This is a genomic window from Oceanobacillus alkalisoli, from assembly GCF_021556485.1.
GTDB lineage: Bacteria > Bacillota > Bacilli > Bacillales > Amphibacillaceae > Oceanobacillus > Oceanobacillus alkalisoli.
In genome coordinates this window covers 1-16,133 of record NZ_JAKGBW010000028.1, presented here as the reverse complement: position 1 = coordinate 16,133, position 16,133 = coordinate 1, and the positions used below count along the sequence as shown (strand labels likewise).

General features: G+C 40.0%; 20 protein-coding genes and 1 pseudogene. 3 read left to right on the top strand and 18 right to left on the bottom strand.

The genetic code is table 11. The features are described from left to right. Positions 1 to 140 precede the first annotated feature (140 nt). From LZD48_RS18165 to LZD48_RS18120, 10 genes and pseudogenes are all read right to left on the bottom strand, one after another. Positions 141 to 461, bottom strand: a complete 321-nt coding sequence (locus LZD48_RS18165; RefSeq protein ID WP_235764103.1) for a cupin domain-containing protein — start codon at positions 459 to 461, stop codon at positions 141 to 143. Positions 462 to 636: 175 nt separating this feature from the next. After that, complete coding sequence (locus LZD48_RS18160) at positions 637 to 1,050, bottom strand: hypothetical protein (RefSeq protein WP_235764102.1); 414 nt, start codon at positions 1,048 to 1,050, stop codon at positions 637 to 639. Between the two features lie 15 nt (positions 1,051 to 1,065). After that, a pseudogene (locus LZD48_RS18155) lies at positions 1,066 to 1,205 on the bottom strand (transposase); the annotation flags it as partial. Between the two features lie 565 nt (positions 1,206 to 1,770). After that, positions 1,771 to 2,205 (bottom strand): VOC family protein, encoded by a 435-nt coding sequence (locus LZD48_RS18150; protein ID WP_235764101.1) that lies wholly within the window; start codon positions 2,203 to 2,205, stop codon positions 1,771 to 1,773. An 18-nt stretch (positions 2,206 to 2,223) separates the two neighbouring features. Beyond that, entirely contained in the window at positions 2,224 to 3,084 is an 861-nt protein-coding gene (locus LZD48_RS18145) for a putative RNA methyltransferase (protein WP_235764100.1), read from the bottom strand. 107 nt (positions 3,085 to 3,191) lie between these two features. Beyond that, positions 3,192 to 4,031 carry an MBL fold metallo-hydrolase gene (locus tag LZD48_RS18140; RefSeq protein ID WP_235764104.1) on the bottom strand — a complete coding sequence of 280 codons (840 nt, stop codon included), beginning with the start codon at positions 4,029 to 4,031 and terminating at the stop codon, positions 3,192 to 3,194. A gap of 170 nt (positions 4,032 to 4,201) precedes the next feature. Next, on the bottom strand, positions 4,202 to 4,846 hold the full coding sequence (locus LZD48_RS18135) for a DsbA family oxidoreductase (RefSeq protein ID WP_235764099.1): 645 nt from the start codon (positions 4,844 to 4,846) through the stop codon (positions 4,202 to 4,204). Further along, positions 4,843 to 5,001, bottom strand: coding sequence for a hypothetical protein (locus LZD48_RS18130; protein WP_235764098.1), 159 nt, complete (start codon positions 4,999 to 5,001; stop codon positions 4,843 to 4,845). Before LZD48_RS18130 ends, LZD48_RS18135 begins: the two co-directional genes overlap by 4 nt. Positions 5,002 to 5,170: 169 nt before the next feature. Beyond that, entirely contained in the window at positions 5,171 to 6,463 is a 1,293-nt protein-coding gene (locus LZD48_RS18125) for a DUF5068 domain-containing protein (protein WP_235764097.1), read from the bottom strand. A 210-nt stretch (positions 6,464 to 6,673) separates the two neighbouring features. After that, positions 6,674 to 6,877, bottom strand: a complete 204-nt coding sequence (locus tag LZD48_RS18120; RefSeq protein ID WP_235764096.1) for a protein YkzT — start codon at positions 6,875 to 6,877, stop codon at positions 6,674 to 6,676. A 154-nt stretch (positions 6,878 to 7,031) separates the two neighbouring features. On the opposite strand from LZD48_RS18120, the gene LZD48_RS18115 reads away from it, so the two are divergent. Beyond that, complete coding sequence (locus tag LZD48_RS18115; protein WP_235764095.1) at positions 7,032 to 7,601, top strand: L-lactate permease; 570 nt, start codon at positions 7,032 to 7,034, stop codon at positions 7,599 to 7,601. 169 nt (positions 7,602 to 7,770) lie between these two features. On the opposite strand, the gene lspA is transcribed toward LZD48_RS18115, so the two are convergent. The 7 genes from lspA to LZD48_RS18080 all read right to left on the bottom strand — a co-directional run bounded on the left by lspA (position 7,771) and on the right by LZD48_RS18080 (position 13,542). Then, entirely contained in the window at positions 7,771 to 8,223 is a 453-nt protein-coding gene (lspA, locus tag LZD48_RS18110) for a signal peptidase II (RefSeq protein ID WP_235764094.1), read from the bottom strand. Positions 8,224 to 8,246: 23 nt separating this feature from the next. Continuing rightward, positions 8,247 to 8,663: a metallothiol transferase FosB gene (gene fosB, locus LZD48_RS18105; protein ID WP_235764093.1), complete on the bottom strand. Its 417-nt coding sequence runs from the start codon at positions 8,661 to 8,663 to the stop codon at positions 8,247 to 8,249. Between the two features lie 379 nt (positions 8,664 to 9,042). Continuing rightward, positions 9,043 to 9,774, bottom strand: a complete 732-nt coding sequence (locus tag LZD48_RS18100) for an ABC transporter permease (RefSeq protein WP_235764092.1) — start codon at positions 9,772 to 9,774, stop codon at positions 9,043 to 9,045. Continuing rightward, entirely contained in the window at positions 9,775 to 10,482 is a 708-nt protein-coding gene (locus LZD48_RS18095; RefSeq protein ID WP_235764091.1) for an ABC transporter permease, read from the bottom strand. It lies immediately after the preceding gene. Beyond that, complete coding sequence (locus LZD48_RS18090) at positions 10,479 to 11,390, bottom strand: ABC transporter ATP-binding protein (RefSeq protein WP_235764090.1); 912 nt, start codon at positions 11,388 to 11,390, stop codon at positions 10,479 to 10,481. The genes LZD48_RS18095 and LZD48_RS18090 overlap by 4 nt, the downstream gene beginning before the upstream one ends. A gap of 122 nt (positions 11,391 to 11,512) precedes the next feature. Then, positions 11,513 to 12,877, bottom strand: coding sequence for a sensor histidine kinase (locus LZD48_RS18085; RefSeq protein WP_235764089.1), 1,365 nt, complete (start codon positions 12,875 to 12,877; stop codon positions 11,513 to 11,515). Next, positions 12,874 to 13,542, bottom strand: coding sequence for a response regulator transcription factor (locus tag LZD48_RS18080; protein WP_235764088.1), 669 nt, complete (start codon positions 13,540 to 13,542; stop codon positions 12,874 to 12,876). Before LZD48_RS18080 ends, LZD48_RS18085 begins: the two co-directional genes overlap by 4 nt. Before the next feature lie 224 nt (positions 13,543 to 13,766). Between LZD48_RS18080 and LZD48_RS18075 the strand changes: the two genes are divergently transcribed. After that, the gene (locus LZD48_RS18075) at positions 13,767 to 14,006 is read left to right on the top strand and encodes a thioredoxin family protein (protein ID WP_235764087.1); all 240 of its coding nucleotides are present in this window, start codon (positions 13,767 to 13,769) and stop codon (positions 14,004 to 14,006) included. 333 nt (positions 14,007 to 14,339) lie between these two features. On the opposite strand, the gene LZD48_RS18070 is transcribed toward LZD48_RS18075, so the two are convergent. Next, positions 14,340 to 15,257, bottom strand: coding sequence for a LysR family transcriptional regulator (locus tag LZD48_RS18070; protein ID WP_235764086.1), 918 nt, complete (start codon positions 15,255 to 15,257; stop codon positions 14,340 to 14,342). Between the two features lie 228 nt (positions 15,258 to 15,485). On the opposite strand from LZD48_RS18070, the gene LZD48_RS18065 reads away from it, so the two are divergent. Next, positions 15,486 to 15,986, top strand: coding sequence for a hypothetical protein (locus tag LZD48_RS18065; RefSeq protein WP_235764085.1), 501 nt, complete (start codon positions 15,486 to 15,488; stop codon positions 15,984 to 15,986). Positions 15,987 to 16,133 lie beyond the last annotated feature (147 nt).

Genomic DNA, 16,133 nt, shown 5'->3' with positions numbered 1-16,133 from the left:
TTATAATGAAGAACGATACCAAACGAAATTAAACAGCCTAACACCGTTAGAATATCGGTACCAGGCTGCGGCATAGATTTTTATTTTTTTACTGTCCACTTGACAGGGCGCAGTTCACTGACCCCATTGTCCCACCCCCCTCAATAAATCAGTTTCGTCATGGTGGCGTAGATGGAAACTTTCTCCTCTCCTGTGTTTGTGAAGCCGAGTTTGTCCTTCGCCTGGCAATAGATGACATCCCCTTGCTCCACAGGAAATTCTTTATCTTCCAAAATGAAAACACCACTCCCATCTAACACATGCAGATACAATTCACGGACCGGATGATTATGCAGCTTCATATGCTGTCCAGGCAAAAAATTCAATAAAAAGACGACACTCCGTTTATTACGGATAATATTGATTTTCGTAAACCGTTCCTCACTAAACTGCTGAGCAGCATGAATCGTATATTTTTCCATGTTGCCCCTCCTTGTATATATGTCGTATTCGCTTCTCTTCAACTATACCCCAAACCGCAAAAAAACTATTCGGTTAAACGCACGAAAAAAGCATGCCGCCCGATTATTTCCCGGACGACATGCTTCATCTATCATTTATGCTTATTGATTTCCATTTTTAATCGCTTCTGCAATGCTAACCGTACGTTTTACGGAATGTCGGTTCTATCCCGAGTGTTTTCTGACGTTTTAAAGTGGACTTTTTGTATTGTTTCTTATGTGCAATCTTGTTGAAAGCAATTATCGCCTTGTTGAAGTGCTGTTTTGCTTCGCTGGAGGCGTATGCGTCTACAAGATAGAAGTAAGCCACATGATCTTCATTTAAACATTGTTTTTTAAATTGGGAAACAGTCAGCATCCCCATCCTCTTTAAAGAAGGTAAGGCATCACCTGGTTGATAGTCACTTTTATCCAAACAATCATAGAGGTGGGAAACATGGAGGTTGTACATCTTTCTCTTTGCACCGAAAAACTGTCGGAAATACGTTTCTGCTTCTTGAGAAATGGGGGTCGCACGATACACATAGCCACGGTTCACGAATTCCAGCATGGATTCCACCACCCGTCATTTTTGTTTTTGATTTAGGATATAGCTATGAACCTGCTCTTGTAGTATTTTCACTAACTGTTGCGATAAAATAGCTGGGATTCCACAAATGACCTCCCCTAAAGAGAGCGTTTGATACCAGGATGGGGTTTGAATAAATCCTAGCTGAGTGCCCGTGAATAACATTTGCTATAGTTATCACCCCATCTCTACTATACTACGAAATATATCACAAGTATAAAGACTGGTGTTAAATCATCAACGTTGTTTTTAAAAATATCATGTGTGCCTTTATCCAAGAATGAGTATGTCGGACAATTGAGTTAGCAGAGGCTAACCCTTGGCCGAAGTCGATTTATCTCCTGACTGAAGTCACAAAGGTTCTCAACTAGAACCTAAATTGGCTGGATCACATGATAATAATCCAGTTCAGCTAGTGCCTTTTGTGCTTCATCCATTTCTTTCCCTCTTTCCAGTGCAATTTCCATAACACATCATTTTTAATTAATAGTAATTTGATTAACTGAATATTACTCGTTCCACTACTTACCTGTCAAACATTACGGTCTTTTGACCTATTTCTTTACGTTATTATTTTCCCAATTCAAATGGTTTTCTCTTTCCATACGAATCATTTTCAACTACAGTTAAGAATAATAACAAAGAAACAAAAAAACAGGCATCTCAAACTAGAGAAATACCTGTTTTTTCCTATGTGTATTCTTAATACCTGTCTTCATCCCAGAGATCCATTTCTTCTTCAGGAGTAACTTCTTGATCCATTTGCTGAATCATCCACTGGTACCCATACGGATCAACGAAAATTGCATTAGCTATCCCATAATCCGGAAGTTCAGTCACTGGCTGTATTTCTATACAACCTGCTTCCAGTGCTTTCTTATACGTTCCTTTTATATCTTCAACTAATACATTAAACCAGATTGTTCTCGGGTAATCCGGTGTTGGAGCTTTCAAATCAAATGTCGGATTCTCATCCAGCATATGGAAGTGGACATCATAGAGACTGAAGACAACCTCATTCTCCCCTTTTGGAAAATCAGATACTTCAATCGGTTCCACTTCAAATATCCTTTCATATAACTCCAATGCTTTTAAACTATCTGTCACGACCATATCAATTTCTACGCCGCCTATCATAAAACATTCACTCCTTCTCTATCTGTTCTTGCCAATTAAGATTGCCAAATCAATCGTTATTCCAAAGTGTTCCCGGTTTCGCACTTCATTAATCGATTCCTGCTCAGCATTCCAGGAAAGGGGTGACATCTTGATTAAATCACGAAGTTCTTCTTGGTGTAACTCCTTCGTATATGTCAGTTCCTCAATCTGCACATCCGAATAGTGCTGTTTAAAAAGGGAAATCGTCTCTTCATTCGTAAAGAAACGCTTTTGTTCTTCTAAAATCGTATCGCGCAGCTCGATTAAATAGTTCGCACCAGGCACCACTTTGATCATTAGTCCATTCTCTATTAATACCCGTTTAAACTCCTGGTAATTCGCTGGAGACAAAATATTTATAATGGTATGAAGCGATTGATCTTTAACCGGTATGTTTGCCAAATCACCGACCAGCCACATCGCCTTCTCAGATTTACTTGCAGCGAGCCGAATTCCTTCCTTGGAAATATCGATTCCAATTCCGGTTACAGTCTTCATTTGATCTAAAATTTTCGCTAAATGAGATCCCTCTCCAGCTCCTGCATCTAAAAGAAGGGAGCGTGGATTATTTGCTGCTTCCACCTTGATTACTTCTAGCAACCGTGTATGTAGGGGATCGTATAATTTATGCTTCATGATGATATTCTCTCTTGCAGCAAATAATTCTTTATCATAATTAACTTTCATGGAACGGGTCGAGATATTAATATACCCTTGTTTGGCAAAATCAAACGTATGCCGTTTAGGACAAACAACGCTTTTAAGTTCTACAACCTCAACTGTGTCGCCACAGACTGGACAGATAAATACCTCAGCATAATCCTGTACTAATGACGCAGCATTTTCTTTACGGGACAATCATAAACCTCCTAAGAGAAGCAATCCACCCCGCAGGTTTACTGCGGGAGTGTCATGCCAATTATAAGGATATTGACTTTCTGCTGTCAATTAGCCAAGCAGCATTTTTAATGGTTCCGGTCCACATACTTTCCGAATTCAGGTATCGCAACTTTTTCAAAATCTCTTACTAACTGCTCCAAGCCTTCCTTCAATTCCGCTCCGCCAACAGGGACTCCGTGCCCCGTAACAGCGACAGATGGATGTAATGCCGCAACTTTTTTCACTGATTCCCATGCCGCCATCCAGTCCGTCGTTAAATACCTTGGCGGACCATTAATCTCCAGTTCCTGCGTCAATACCTTATAAAGGGATTCTTGCTTTACCGTAACGAATGTATCTCCTGCAATTAGAGCTCGGTCCTTTTCCCGAAATAGTGCCACCTGCCCTGGTGCATGACCTGGCGTATGAACCCATTTCCACTCCGGCATATCTGGCACCGTTCCGTCAGGAGGCAACGCTTCAACAAACCTCCCTAAATCAACTGGGTCAGTCGGAAACATCGGAGACATCTTCGCTACAAGCCCACCCTCCACTGTTCCATCCGGGTCTGGATAGCTTTCTTTCCCTGTTAAAAATGGCAGCTCTTTTTCATGAGCATACACGTTCACTCCCCATTTCTTTACTAAATCGACAGCAGCCCCTGTATGATCGAAATGTCCATGGGTCAAAATAATCGCTTTCGGCTTACTATTTTCCCCAAAACGCTCCTCAATAACCCTAACCAGACGCTCTGATGATTCCGGCATTCCGGTGTCAACTAATACAAAATTATCTGCACTGTCACCAACTAAGCAAATATTCACAATCTGATTCGTATAACTATATAAATCAGGCAGAACCTCGACACCTACTCCGCTTGCAATGGTATAAAGCGGAAGGAATTTATTTTCCATCGCATCATGCATACCTTGTCCACGATATTCACTCATCAAACCACCACTCTCTTTCGTATTCCGGCTTCATTCGTCAGTAGCCGAGTCTGTTTATTATTTGTGGCAGGGGTAAAATTATGTGAAGGATTCATTATATGATGAAAAAAAGAGACAGAAGCATTTACGCCCCCATCTCTTAGGATTTATTTTTCATTTTCCTCCTGCCAAACCTGTTCCAGCACTTGCTTGAACTGAGCAACAGGTTGGGCTCCGGACACGCCATATTTATTATTGAACACATAAAATGGAACACCTTGAACACCAACTTGACCAGCTTCTTGGATATCTTGATTCACTTTTTCCGTATAATCCTGATTGTGGATGCTCTCGCGTGCTGCTTTTGCGTCAAGACCCACTTCTGCAGCTAAGCGGCCAATCGTTTCTTCATCACTAAGCAATTCCGCTTCGGCAAAATGCGCTTTATAGAAACGTTTGAAAAATCCATTTCCTTTTCCCTGTTCCTTAGCATATTGGAAAGCATGGTGAGCCGGAATCGTGCTTGAGAACTTCGCAGTATCATAATCAATAACGATACCAGCATTATTTGCCATATTTACAACGTTCTCAAACATTCCTTTGGCCTGCTCAACAGATGTCCCCTTCAATTCTGCAAAGGTCTCATGATAATTCTTATCAGGATTGTGAGCTGCATCTGGCGAGAGAAGGAAACTCTTATACTCGATCTCAACTTCATCTCTGTGCTCAAATTCTTCCAATGCTTTTTCTAAATGTGCCTCACCGATATAGCAGAATGGACACATAAAATCAGACCAAATCGTGATCTTCATTTTTTCTTCTCCTCTTTCTTCACCGGACCACATATCCCGGTTTCCATATCACAGACAAATGCATCCGATGAATCGAAATTGAATCCTTCCAATTCTTCGAGCGGCTTTAGTTCGATTGGCTTTATTTTTGGCGCTTCCGTTACTATTTTATCCAATGCGTTCTCCTCCCTTTATTTAACAGCAGTCATTTAATAATCGTTCAAGCATGAGTGTTAATGTTCTAGTTATAGTATAGATTATGTTTAGCAGCGAAATACAGTAATGCGCTCAAAAAAAACCTTGCCAAAAAGCGAAATGCTCTTTGGCAAGGTTTTACGAATCAACTTATTTCAACTTAAATTCTGCTTTTTCCCCTTTGGAAATGTCTTCTCCGTCTTCATTACGCATCGGGCCAAGTTCCATTTCAAAAGATTTATCTTTCCAAATTGCTTCATATTGTTCCTGATCAAGCAGGAATACTTGCAGTAATTCACCACTGTCTCCAGATGGGATAGTATCACTGTTCGTATATGGCAATAACATTCCTTCGTTTAACGTCCATTGTTTCCCATCATTTACGTGTAACGTGGAAGAAATCGAGTTCTTCGCAAGGTCTTCATCATATCCATTTTCGATATCAAATTTAACTGTTAAAAGAACAACCTCATCTTCCTGGAAACGCGGAGCTTCTTCAGCATTCGGCACGAAATTCGTGAATTGGTATCCTACAAGCGTAATCCCCACATCACCAAGCTCCTGACTTTCCCCGATATCTTGTTCTTCTTCCAGCATTTCCTTGTCACCCATATTGTCAGCAGTTACTTTATCTTCGTAAAATCCTTGACTAGCTTTATCCGCTTCCTTCTCCGCATTTTCTGCATCTAGTGGAAGAGTGAAGCGACCTTCCGAACCAATCGTTGATGCAAAATCATCTGGATCGGTTTGCGGTGTTGAAATGGCTATATCGACACTACCTAAGTCAAGAATTTCCGCTAAGCGGTCCTCACCAATCGCATATGAATAATATCCAACAATTTCTTCCCCTGCCTCTAGTAAATAATCATTCGATGGGGATAAAATGTTCGGCAATTGATTCTCTTCTGGCAAGAGGTAACGGTGATTCGTTAGAAACTTCTCCGAATTGACATAAGACAAATCGTACGTGGTCATATAATGTAAATCTTCATCTGTCGTATTTTCAATTGTATATTGAGCAATTAGCACTGCTCCATTATTCTGGTCGTCAAAAGGAATACTGTAATCACGATGGAAATCGAGTAATTCTACTAGTGAATAACCATCTAGAGATACCGTAACACCTTCCATTTCATGAGTTTGCGCTTCATTATTTTCATATAATACAGCTGCTGTTCCTTCTGTTTCATCTTCCATATATGTAATGAGATCAGCGAAATCACCATCATTTCCACTTGCAGACGTTTCTTCCGCGTCTACTTCTTCCTCTGCTTCCTCTGCTTCCTCTTCAGGCTCTTCTACTTTCTCCTCTTCTGTAGTTGCCTCCTCTTCTTCAGCAGCATCTACAGTTTCTTCCGGCTCTCCCTCATCTTCATTTCCGCAGGCAGCAATAATTATCGCTGTTAGAAACATAACAACAAGTAATAGCAATCGTTTTTTCATAAAACCCCTCCATTGTATTGATACAAAAGCTATCTTACTACAACGGAAAGAATTGTCTATTCATTTTTATCAAAATCGTCACGAAGAACTAGAAGTTTCCAGCACTTCCGCTTCCGCCATACCAAAGAACTCATGACTTCTGACTCAAAGGAAAAAAGCTTGCACAAAGGTAACTTTTTGTGCAAGCTTCCGTTTATCATTATCTATATTCTAATATCCATACTGCCAGTCAACATTATCTTTTAACCAGACAATCTTTGTAATCGGCCCGAATTCCACTTTTTTCTTATCGATTTCACAGTGGATATGCTCCTTAGGCTTCTGACGCTTCATCTCCTCATATACCTCATGACCAATGTTCTCCAACACCGTTACGATTCGGTTGTCATTAATTAGTAATGCTGTACCTTTCATTCATTTGCACCTTCCTGGAAGATTTATTTGTTTTCACACCTTCAGTATACATGAGTTCACTATCCAGAAAGCTCTATTGTGACTCATTTCACAAATAATTCACTTTTTTTTGTATGAAAAGTTGTAACATATGCGGGACACGGGGTCAGAGCATTTGTCCGATTTTGGCTTCGTGATATATAAAGCAAAACTTCAATCAGTGGTGTCTTATTTCTGGTATAAATACTTGGGATTGCACCGAAAAGACACAACAAAAAATATTCTCTCTGGTGTGAAGGATAATGCATTAGGTGCTTCGATTGCGATTACCGGTTTTTTAACGATGACAATGATTATGGAAAACAGTGGGCAGACAAATGTGCTTGCTCTTGGCATCGCGGAAGTTTCACCGCCTGCCGTTTATGCGGGGCTTGCCAATGTCATCGAGATTATTGGGGCATTTATGACTTCTTCCAACACGTCATCGAATGTTCTATTCTCACCGCTGCACGGGTCGGTTGTTGACTCGATGGAAGAATTGTCCTTACCACTTGTCATTGCCGGCCAATCGACGGGTGGTGCAATAGGGAACGTAATTGCACCAGCAAATATCATCCTTGGAACGAGCACGACAAACGCCCAAGGAAAAGAAGCAGAAGTTTACAAACAAACCCTAGTATTCACGTTAATTGCGGGAATACTTGTTTCTGGATTATCAATCGTCCTCCACTTCATTGGAGGTTAGTGCGGAGCGGGGGTTCGTCCCCTGCCCATTTTTATTCGTTTCTAGCTCGAGCAGCTCAATCGGTTCCTCATTCCCATTGTCAAAATTAAAATGAATGGACTTCACCAGGCTCTAATGATTGTATTTTAACCGTACATATTCCTTTTAATCACTGTGTCAACAGCTCATCTCACTCATCTTTAACACGTTTCCTCCGCTTAAGCCATTGAACGATTTCATGAATAATAAATAGAACGATACCGATTTCCAGCGCATGGTCCGCTATATTAAGAATCCCGCCAGAACGAACAATGAAATCTGTCACCTGTCCATGCAATAACCGGTCCACCCCGTTGCCGATTGCTCCTCCTACAAGGAAACCTAGACTAATATCAATTAGCGGCCCTCTCCACTCTGGACTTCTCCTCAAGTAAAAAATAAAAATAACAAATAATACCGATATAATCCCAAAGACTCTTGCAAACCCCGGGAAAAATCCACCTGCCATTCCGCTATTCTCGATGTAAGTGAACTCAATTCCCGACCAGGTCACTCTTTCATTCATCGCCAAGTTCAGGCGGACAAAAATTTTCGTTGCCTGATCAATTAAAATGACGATAATAGTAATCAGATAAAATAACATAAGAACCTACTTTCTCGGGCGATTCAATCAAAAAATTCCATATGCGGTTTGTCTTCCCGGTAATACGCTAACCGATCCGCAAGCGTCCCCGTATGAAATTCAAATTTATGTCCATCCGGATCTGTAAAATAGATGGACTGCTTGTCTTTCTTATCTCGAGAACGACCTTTTAAAATATTCACATTCAAATGCACCAGCTTACCATACATTTTCCCGAAATCTGCTTCAGCTATTGAAAATGCCACATGTGATTGGTGGATTTCATTACGCAGGATATCTTTTTCCTCATTCAGCGCCAGCCATATTCCGTTTAAATCAAAATAGGCAGTTGAACGGCCTTTCACGAGTAATTTCGCGCCGAATACATTCTCGTAGAAGGTGATTGATTTCTCCAAGTTGGATACGGAGAAAAGTAAATGATTAATCCCTTTAATAGACATTGTACACGCTCCTTCTTGAACCTTCTATTATTATATGAAAAACTTGATGGGTTTTGACTTTAGACAGAGGTCTGCTCCTGCATCAGGGCACTCTTTTAATTACTAGTATTATAACGGAAAAGAGCATCTAGTAAAATTGGTTCGCAGCGTTTCTTGCAAAAAATAGAAGGGAAATTGGGACAAGTGCTCTGACCGAGGCTGCTGAAAAAGTACACTAATTTCAAGCGAATGGAAACCGATTCCCAAATTTCATGTAAAATAACCTATGAAAGTGGGGAATAAATACCTGTTTTCACTCGATTTTGGTTATCAAAGTGGGAAAAATAATTTCCAAAATATGTTTTTCAGCAGCCTCGCTCTGACCCCTTGTCCCGATTCACTAAATCGGTTTTCTTTGAAAGTAAATATAGCCGCCTAGGAAAAATAGGATAAAGCTTCCTCCGACTACGGTTAGCACTTGGTCCCAGGGAACGAAGAATACATCTTCTGCGTTTCCTCCGATGTACATCATGGAAAAGGGTTGTGCCCAAGGGTAGAAAGGGCCGAACCGTTCCGAGTTCACTGCTAATATCGTTGGTAAAGTGAAAATGACATTTACAGCAAATGGTGCAGCAAAGCTTTTAAATATAATGGACATCCATAATTGCAGGGCAACAAGCGGGAACGTAGCAAGCCAGCCGCCAAGAATACTCTTCCAAATAATCTCCAATGGAAACGGGTCTGTAAATCCGTTTATTATTCCAACGATATAAATAGCGCCAAGATAAAGTAATTGGATTAGAAAAACAAGCAGTAACAAGAGCACATATTTAGAAATAAACACATTTCCCCGTCTTACCGGTAATGCTAATAATTGTTTCCATCCACCTGCCTGGTGTTCATATCTGCAAATGCTGCTTGCTAAAACACCTGTAATCAATGGTAAGAACAATAGAGCATAGGTTAAATTCATCGATAAAACAGCTAAGGACCATTGATTAAATCCACCTTCCATAGAATCATAATTAAACATGGCACCGATGATAACCGCAATGAGTGGACCTGCAACTATAATCGGCAACATTTTTGACTTTCGTAATTTGTACCATTCAGACCGTAGAACAGCCCCCATCTACAACACATCCCTTCTTGTAAAATCGAGCATGCCCACGACATACAATAAACATCCAACACCAAGCCCTAACAGTACATTTATCAACGGTTCATCCCATTGATTCATGAGAGATGGCCATTTCCAAATCATCCAATCCGGAATTATATGAGCGGAATAAGCAAAAATCACACCAAATATCCCAGTTGTAATCGGTATGCCCTGATTCTTACTGACCGTTGCAATCCATAATTGTAATGCAAGAACAGGCAACGCAGCAAAATACGGATAGAAGCTATACTTCACGAGTTCCAACCACGGAATTGCCTCATCAAAGGAAAGAAAGACACCAAATCCAAGTGTAAAGAGCATTAATAAAATGGATGAGATGAACAACAGACAGGCTAGCATCGTAAACTTTGATAAATAAACTGTCATCTTGGAAACCGGTAGAGCAATAAGCTGTTTCCATGCGTTGGTCTCATTTTCTATACTTGCCATAAAAGAGGTAAATATCGCAATACCTAACACAAGGGCAAGCGGTGTAAATGCAGTAATATTTTGTAAGTAATACAACCAATCATTCTCACTTTGCTGCAGCAAATATTCCTTTCTTACACCATAATTCACCATTTGCAGCGCAACGACCCCGATAGGCCCGAGAAACGTTAAAAACCAAAATCCCTTCCGCTTTATTTTCAAAAAGTCAGTTTGCATCATGCTGATCATACTGCTGAATCCTCCCTCGTCATTGAAAGGAAAATATCCTCCAGCGATCTTTTTTCTTCTTCTACGCGGTAGATGGATAGATTCGCTTGCACGAGCAGTCGAACCGTCTCTGCAACCATTTCATTTGAACTTTCCTGCAACGTGATGAAATCATTTTCATGCTCCACCTTCATCCCTTTTGCCAGCAACAGACGCCATGCTTGTTCGGCATGATTAACTTGTATTGATATGGTATGACCTGCTAATGTTCGCATTGCTTCAATAGAATCTTGGAAAATCATTTTTCCTTTCGTTACAATCCCTACCGTTGTTGCCATTTGATCGATTTCAGACAATAAGTGACTGGAAACGAGCACAGTTATTCCAAATTCTTCCGGAAGCCGTTTAATTAATTCGCGTATTTCAATAATGCCTGATGGATCCAATCCATTCATTGGCTCATCTAAAATAAGCAATTGTGGTTGATTTAATAAGGACATCGCAATCCCAAGACGTTGTTTCATCCCAAGAGAGAATCCTTTCACCTTTTTGTCAGCTACTTCTGTTAACCGAACAGTCTCTACCACTTCATAAATTCTTTTCTTCGGAACTCCTATTATTTTTCGCAGAGCTTCCAAATTTTCATAGGCAGTTAAATGTGGATAATAGGATGGATTCTCAACTAAGGAACCAACTCTCGCCAATATATTTTTTCGATGTTGTTTTATATCCTGTCCGAATATATGAATGCTTCCTGAGGCAGGCTTCATTAAGCCTAAGAGCATCCGGATCGTTGTTGTCTTTCCCGCTCCGTTCGGTCCTAAAAACCCATAAATATCGCCCTTCTTGATATTCATATTTAATCCTTCTACTGCTACTTCTTTCCCAAAATGCTTTGATAAGTTTGATGTTTTTACAATGTATTCCATTCTCTCACCTCCATTCCTATCTTAAAGAACGAGGTTTAAAATCAAGGTTGGAACTTGTTTAAATTTTGTTTAAAAAAGTGTATGTGGACAGAAGTCTGTCAGCACATACACTTTTTAAAGGTTTATTTCTTATGATAGTTGATTATTTTAACGGTTGTTCCTTTATTACTAGAACGAATCTCCCAATCTAAATTTAATCCCTTCACCATCATATCCACAATAGATAGTCCGATTCCTGCACCACTATACTCCGACTGTTTATCAATCCCACTCCCTTTATCGATAAACAGAAATGCATCATAGGTCTCGGTCGCTTTTGTTTTCACCTCTACATACTTTCCTTCATTTGCATGCCTCAAAATATTTTGCAGCAAGTTATCCATAATCCGGCTTATCCAAACGGGGTCAACCATCCAATAACTGCTGTTTAGCGACTGCATATCAATGTTAATTTCGAAACCTTCCCTTTCAAAGACGGAATACCAGGTAGCTAAATGTTCACGAACATAGCGTACCATGTCAATCTTTTCTCGCTTCAATTGATACTTACTCGCTGTAAGCAGGGTATACGACATCAAATTCTCAATTAACCGATCCATATCATTAATCGAGACATCTAATTGTTGACTAGCTTTATTCAACTCTTCGTTGCCGTCCATTTTTGAGATGGAATAGGATTGTGCTCGCAACTTAGTTAGTGGCGTTCTTAAATCATGGGACAGGTTCGCAATTAATTCTTTTCGCAGTCGCTCTTCTTCCTGTTCCCGTTGTTTGCTTTTTCTTAGTTCAGCAACCATTTGATTAAACGTTTGTTCAAGTTGCCCAATTTCATCTTTTTTCTTAACTGGGATTGCAAGGGGAAGACCGTCAACATCTCTAATTTCCATTGCTTCTTGAAGATGTAACAGACGCTTTCTAATCCGATGGAAAAATAGAAAAGATACGATAATAAACAATAAAACAATCAATAAAAGCCCAATTATCAAAATTTCCCCATAATGATCATAAACAGACTGCATTGGCAGTTGCAGGGCATCACGAGGTATTTCAAAAACAATAAATCCATCCGCCTCATCCATTAATGCAATGACCGTAAAAGGGTCACCATCATACCTGCTTTTAATAAAAGAAGCAGCTTCTCTTGCAGTCCACTCTGTTGGAATATCATGATTATCACCAATTTGCTCTCGTAATATCCCGGCTCCATCTACCCAAAACATGGTAGCCTCAGGAAAATCTTCTTTCCATTCAGCAAAGTGCTGCTGTATCCCCTCTTCTGAAACCTGTTCTAGATGGCTCGCCTCCTCATGCCAGCTTTCTTCTATAGTTTCCGTGTCTATTCCCTTTTTCAGATAACGGTTTTCAACATTTTCGGCGAATCCGTATACAAATAGTGCAATCGTTATGGTGGCAATTTGCACTAAGAAAATCGCGATTACGATAAGGAGCATGTATTTTGCCAGGAGAGACCTGAAGAAATTCCTCATTGCTTCACCCGATATCCAATACCGCGGATCGTTTCAATGACTGTGGGCGCTGATGGATTTTCTTCAATTTTTTCACGCAAATAGCGAATGTGTACCATCAATGTTTTATCACCTTCGATATAGCTTTCTCCCCAAACACCTTCATACAATTGCTCTTTTGTTAAAATCTGATTTAAATGGCGGATAAAGTACTGGAATAGATGATATTGTTTACCTGTTAATAATATTTCTTCCTCCTTATTTTTGTTGATAATCCGCATGTCTTTCGGATAAATCTGTAGATGCTTAATTTCCAATACTTCGTCCTTCCACTGGAACCTTCGCAGCAATACTTCAATTCGAGCAGCAAGCTCATCAGGATGGAAGGGTTTTGTTACATAATCATCTGCAAAACGAAGTCCTTCCAATCTATCTTCTACTGCAGTTCGGGCGGAAAGCATAATGATTGGTGTATCTGGTGCACTTTTTTTCAAACGCTTGCCAAGGGAAAAACCATCTAATCCTGGCAGCATCACATCTAAAATCGCTAAATCTACCGAAGCCAAATAGCTCTCCATATTTTCTCCCGATGGCAACCATGTTATTTTATAACCTCTTTCGGTTAAATCTGTTGTGACCCAATGACCAATTTCTTTATCATCTTCAATATATAATATGTGAATCATATGCTCCTCCATTTTCCGTTTCTCGGGCTTTTCACGATTTTCATCCGTTCTATTCATTAATCTTAGCATAGTTAAAATCTATTGAATATCTGACATTTGCTCGTCATTAAAAAATACTCAACTTTTTTACATAGTTAAAACCTATCATTATGATAGAGGATTTCTAATTGTTTTAGCCTTTTTAATGGCATATGGTATATATAAGATAAAAAGGAGGTATTCAGATGCAGAAAGCAATATTTTATCATGCGGGTTGTCCTGTATGCGTCGATGCAGAAAAAATGGTATTAGATTATCTGGATGATTCAAAAGTAGATTTAGAAATTGTTCATTTCGCGGAAGACCCTTCTAGAATCAATGAAGCGGAAGAAGCTGGAGTAAAGTCAGTTCCAGCATTAGTGCTGAATGGACAGACCTATCATATTAATTACGGTGCAAGCATGGAAGATGTTAAAAAAGGCTAAGAAACCAAAACACGCCCGAACCAACCTCCCTGGGTCGACGGTTCGGGCGTTTTTGTACAGCGGGACAGGGGGGCAGAGCGAGGCTGCTGAAAAACATATTTTGGAAATTATTTTTCCCACTTTGATAACCAAAATCGAGTGAAAACAGGTATTTATTCCCCACTTTTATAGGTTATTTTACATGAAATTTGGGAATCGGTTTCCATTCGCTTGAAATTAGTGTACTTTTTCAGCAGCCTCGGGCAGAGCACTTGTCCCACTGTATTTTCGTAATTAGTATAGAAATGTAATTAATAAAACAGCTCGAACACCTTAGTATCCGAACTGCTCTTTTCATGGATGGATGTTAATAGCCTGATCCTCTGCCCCATCTGCTAATGCTTTCGTCACTTCTCCGATAAAAGTTCTGGTTGCTGTACACATGAATTTATCTTTTCGATAGATAATGCCAATTTCCCTTTGTGGGGTTGGATTTAGTATTTTCACAGTTTTTATATCTTGATTATTTAAATTTTCCAAGTACGGCAGTGGTAAAATGGGTGCGCCCATTCCTTTTTCCGTCAGTTGGATAATTGATTCCAACGTTGTCAGCTCAAGTGCCGGATTAATCGTGATCCCGACCATTCGAGCGTAGCCCTCCATTAATTGCCGAAGTTGATAATTTTCCGGCATAAGTATTAATGGGATATTGGTAATTTGATCAAAGTTTATTGCCGGCTTCATCGCAAGTGGATGACCCTTGGGAACAGCAAGTGCCAGTTCCTCTGTATATAATGAAATTTCCTCCAACTCATCATTTCCGTTCGGCAGGAACGTAAGACCAAGATCCAGTTCATTTTCCAGTATGCTTCTTTCAATCTCTTCTGTCCGCAGTCCTTGGACAGACAGTTCGATATTCGGATAAAGACCTTTGAAGCGAACTAGTGCAGGAGGAAGTAGGTAATTCATACAAGTAAGCAAGGATCCGATGGTAAGCCTTCCTCTTTCCAACCCATTCAGTTCTCCAATTGCTGCTTGTGCTTGTTCCAATTCATAGAAAACCTGCTTACTATGTTTATACAAAATTTTTCCCGCTTCCGTTAGAGCTGTCTTTTTCCCTATTCGATCAAAGAGCGGTATGCCTACCTCACTTTCCAATACTTTGATTTGCTGGCTTAATGTCGGCTGAGCAATATTCAACTTCTCAGCAGCTCTCGTAAAATGTAATTCTTCACATACCGTCATGAAATATTCTAGCTGTCTTAATTCCATTAAGTCCCTCCTCCATCTTTCTCATCATCTAAACATCTATTTACCGAACAACCTCAATAACTTTCCATTATCCCCATTAAATCATAACCCGCCCCACCTGTATAGAAATCGGGACAAGTGCTCTGCCCCACTGGAACATGGGGTCAGAGCACTTGTCCCGATTCAGCACTTTAATCATAGGTTTTCATAAACTATTACGGGCTAATTTTATAATAGGGAGTGGCTTCAATGAGTAGAATCAACTTTCAATCATTTACCGGCTACGTCACGAGTATAGAAGACTTTCCAATGTATCCGCCTAATGATAATTTCGGTTGTTACAAGTTTATATCTGTTCAGAATGATGCCGGTGCTGTTGTTAACTTTGTTGCAGGACCAGATACGTTCTTCTTGTACCAAGAAAAAATCCAAGTCGGAGATCAAATCACTGGTTATTACGACGGAGATGCTCCGGCAATTCTAATTTATCCACCCCAATACCGGGCATTAGTTATCGTGAAAGAAAATCCGTATAGCCATGTAAAGGTGAGTTATTTCAATGATCAATTAATTAGCAGTGATGGCACTTTACAGCTAAATATCGGCCGTGATACACAGATTCAATTAACAAACGGGCAAGACTTCAAACAAAGTCCAGCTGGCAGAAATTTAATTGTTGTTTATGGTGCGACGACAAAGAGTATCCCAGCCCAAACAACCCCTTATGAAATAATCATTTTTTGCCGGTGAACTGGGACAGGGGGTCAGAGCGAGGCCACTGAAAAACTCCTGTTTTTTAATGGGAGGTAAGTCAAACTAAAATAAGAGAGCTTTTTATGTGTTTTTTCATAAAAAGCTCTCTTATTTACCTAATATCTTCCCTATTTTTGGCCTATT

Coding starts and splice junctions, on each gene's coding strand:
- LZD48_RS18090 (WP_235764090.1), bottom strand. CDS start 11,390: ATGGAATACATTGTAAAAACATCAAACTTATCAAAGCATTTTGGGAAA.
- LZD48_RS18135 (WP_235764099.1), bottom strand. CDS start 4,846: ATGAAGATCACGATTTGGTCTGATTTTATGTGTCCATTCTGCTATATC.
- fosB (WP_235764093.1), bottom strand. CDS start 8,663: ATGTCTATTAAAGGGATTAATCATTTACTTTTCTCCGTATCCAACTTG.
- LZD48_RS18075 (WP_235764087.1), top strand. CDS start 13,767: ATGCAGAAAGCAATATTTTATCATGCGGGTTGTCCTGTATGCGTCGAT.
- LZD48_RS18160 (WP_235764102.1), bottom strand. CDS start 1,050: ATGCTGGAATTCGTGAACCGTGGCTATGTGTATCGTGCGACCCCCATT.
- LZD48_RS18140 (WP_235764104.1), bottom strand. CDS start 4,031: ATGCATGATGCGATGGAAAATAAATTCCTTCCGCTTTATACCATTGCA.
- LZD48_RS18070 (WP_235764086.1), bottom strand. CDS start 15,257: ATGGAATTAAGACAGCTAGAATATTTCATGACGGTATGTGAAGAATTA.
- LZD48_RS18120 (WP_235764096.1), bottom strand. CDS start 6,877: ATGAAAGGTACAGCATTACTAATTAATGACAACCGAATCGTAACGGTG.
- lspA (WP_235764094.1), bottom strand. CDS start 8,223: ATGTTATTTTATCTGATTACTATTATCGTCATTTTAATTGATCAGGCA.
- LZD48_RS18165 (WP_235764103.1), bottom strand. CDS start 461: ATGGAAAAATATACGATTCATGCTGCTCAGCAGTTTAGTGAGGAACGG.
- LZD48_RS18085 (WP_235764089.1), bottom strand. CDS start 12,877: ATGAGGAATTTCTTCAGGTCTCTCCTGGCAAAATACATGCTCCTTATC.
- LZD48_RS18065 (WP_235764085.1), top strand. CDS start 15,486: ATGAGTAGAATCAACTTTCAATCATTTACCGGCTACGTCACGAGTATA.
- LZD48_RS18095 (WP_235764091.1), bottom strand. CDS start 10,482: ATGATCAGCATGATGCAAACTGACTTTTTGAAAATAAAGCGGAAGGGA.
- LZD48_RS18100 (WP_235764092.1), bottom strand. CDS start 9,774: ATGGGGGCTGTTCTACGGTCTGAATGGTACAAATTACGAAAGTCAAAA.
- LZD48_RS18150 (WP_235764101.1), bottom strand. CDS start 2,205: ATGATAGGCGGCGTAGAAATTGATATGGTCGTGACAGATAGTTTAAAA.
- LZD48_RS18080 (WP_235764088.1), bottom strand. CDS start 13,542: ATGATTCACATATTATATATTGAAGATGATAAAGAAATTGGTCATTGG.
- LZD48_RS18125 (WP_235764097.1), bottom strand. CDS start 6,463: ATGAAAAAACGATTGCTATTACTTGTTGTTATGTTTCTAACAGCGATA.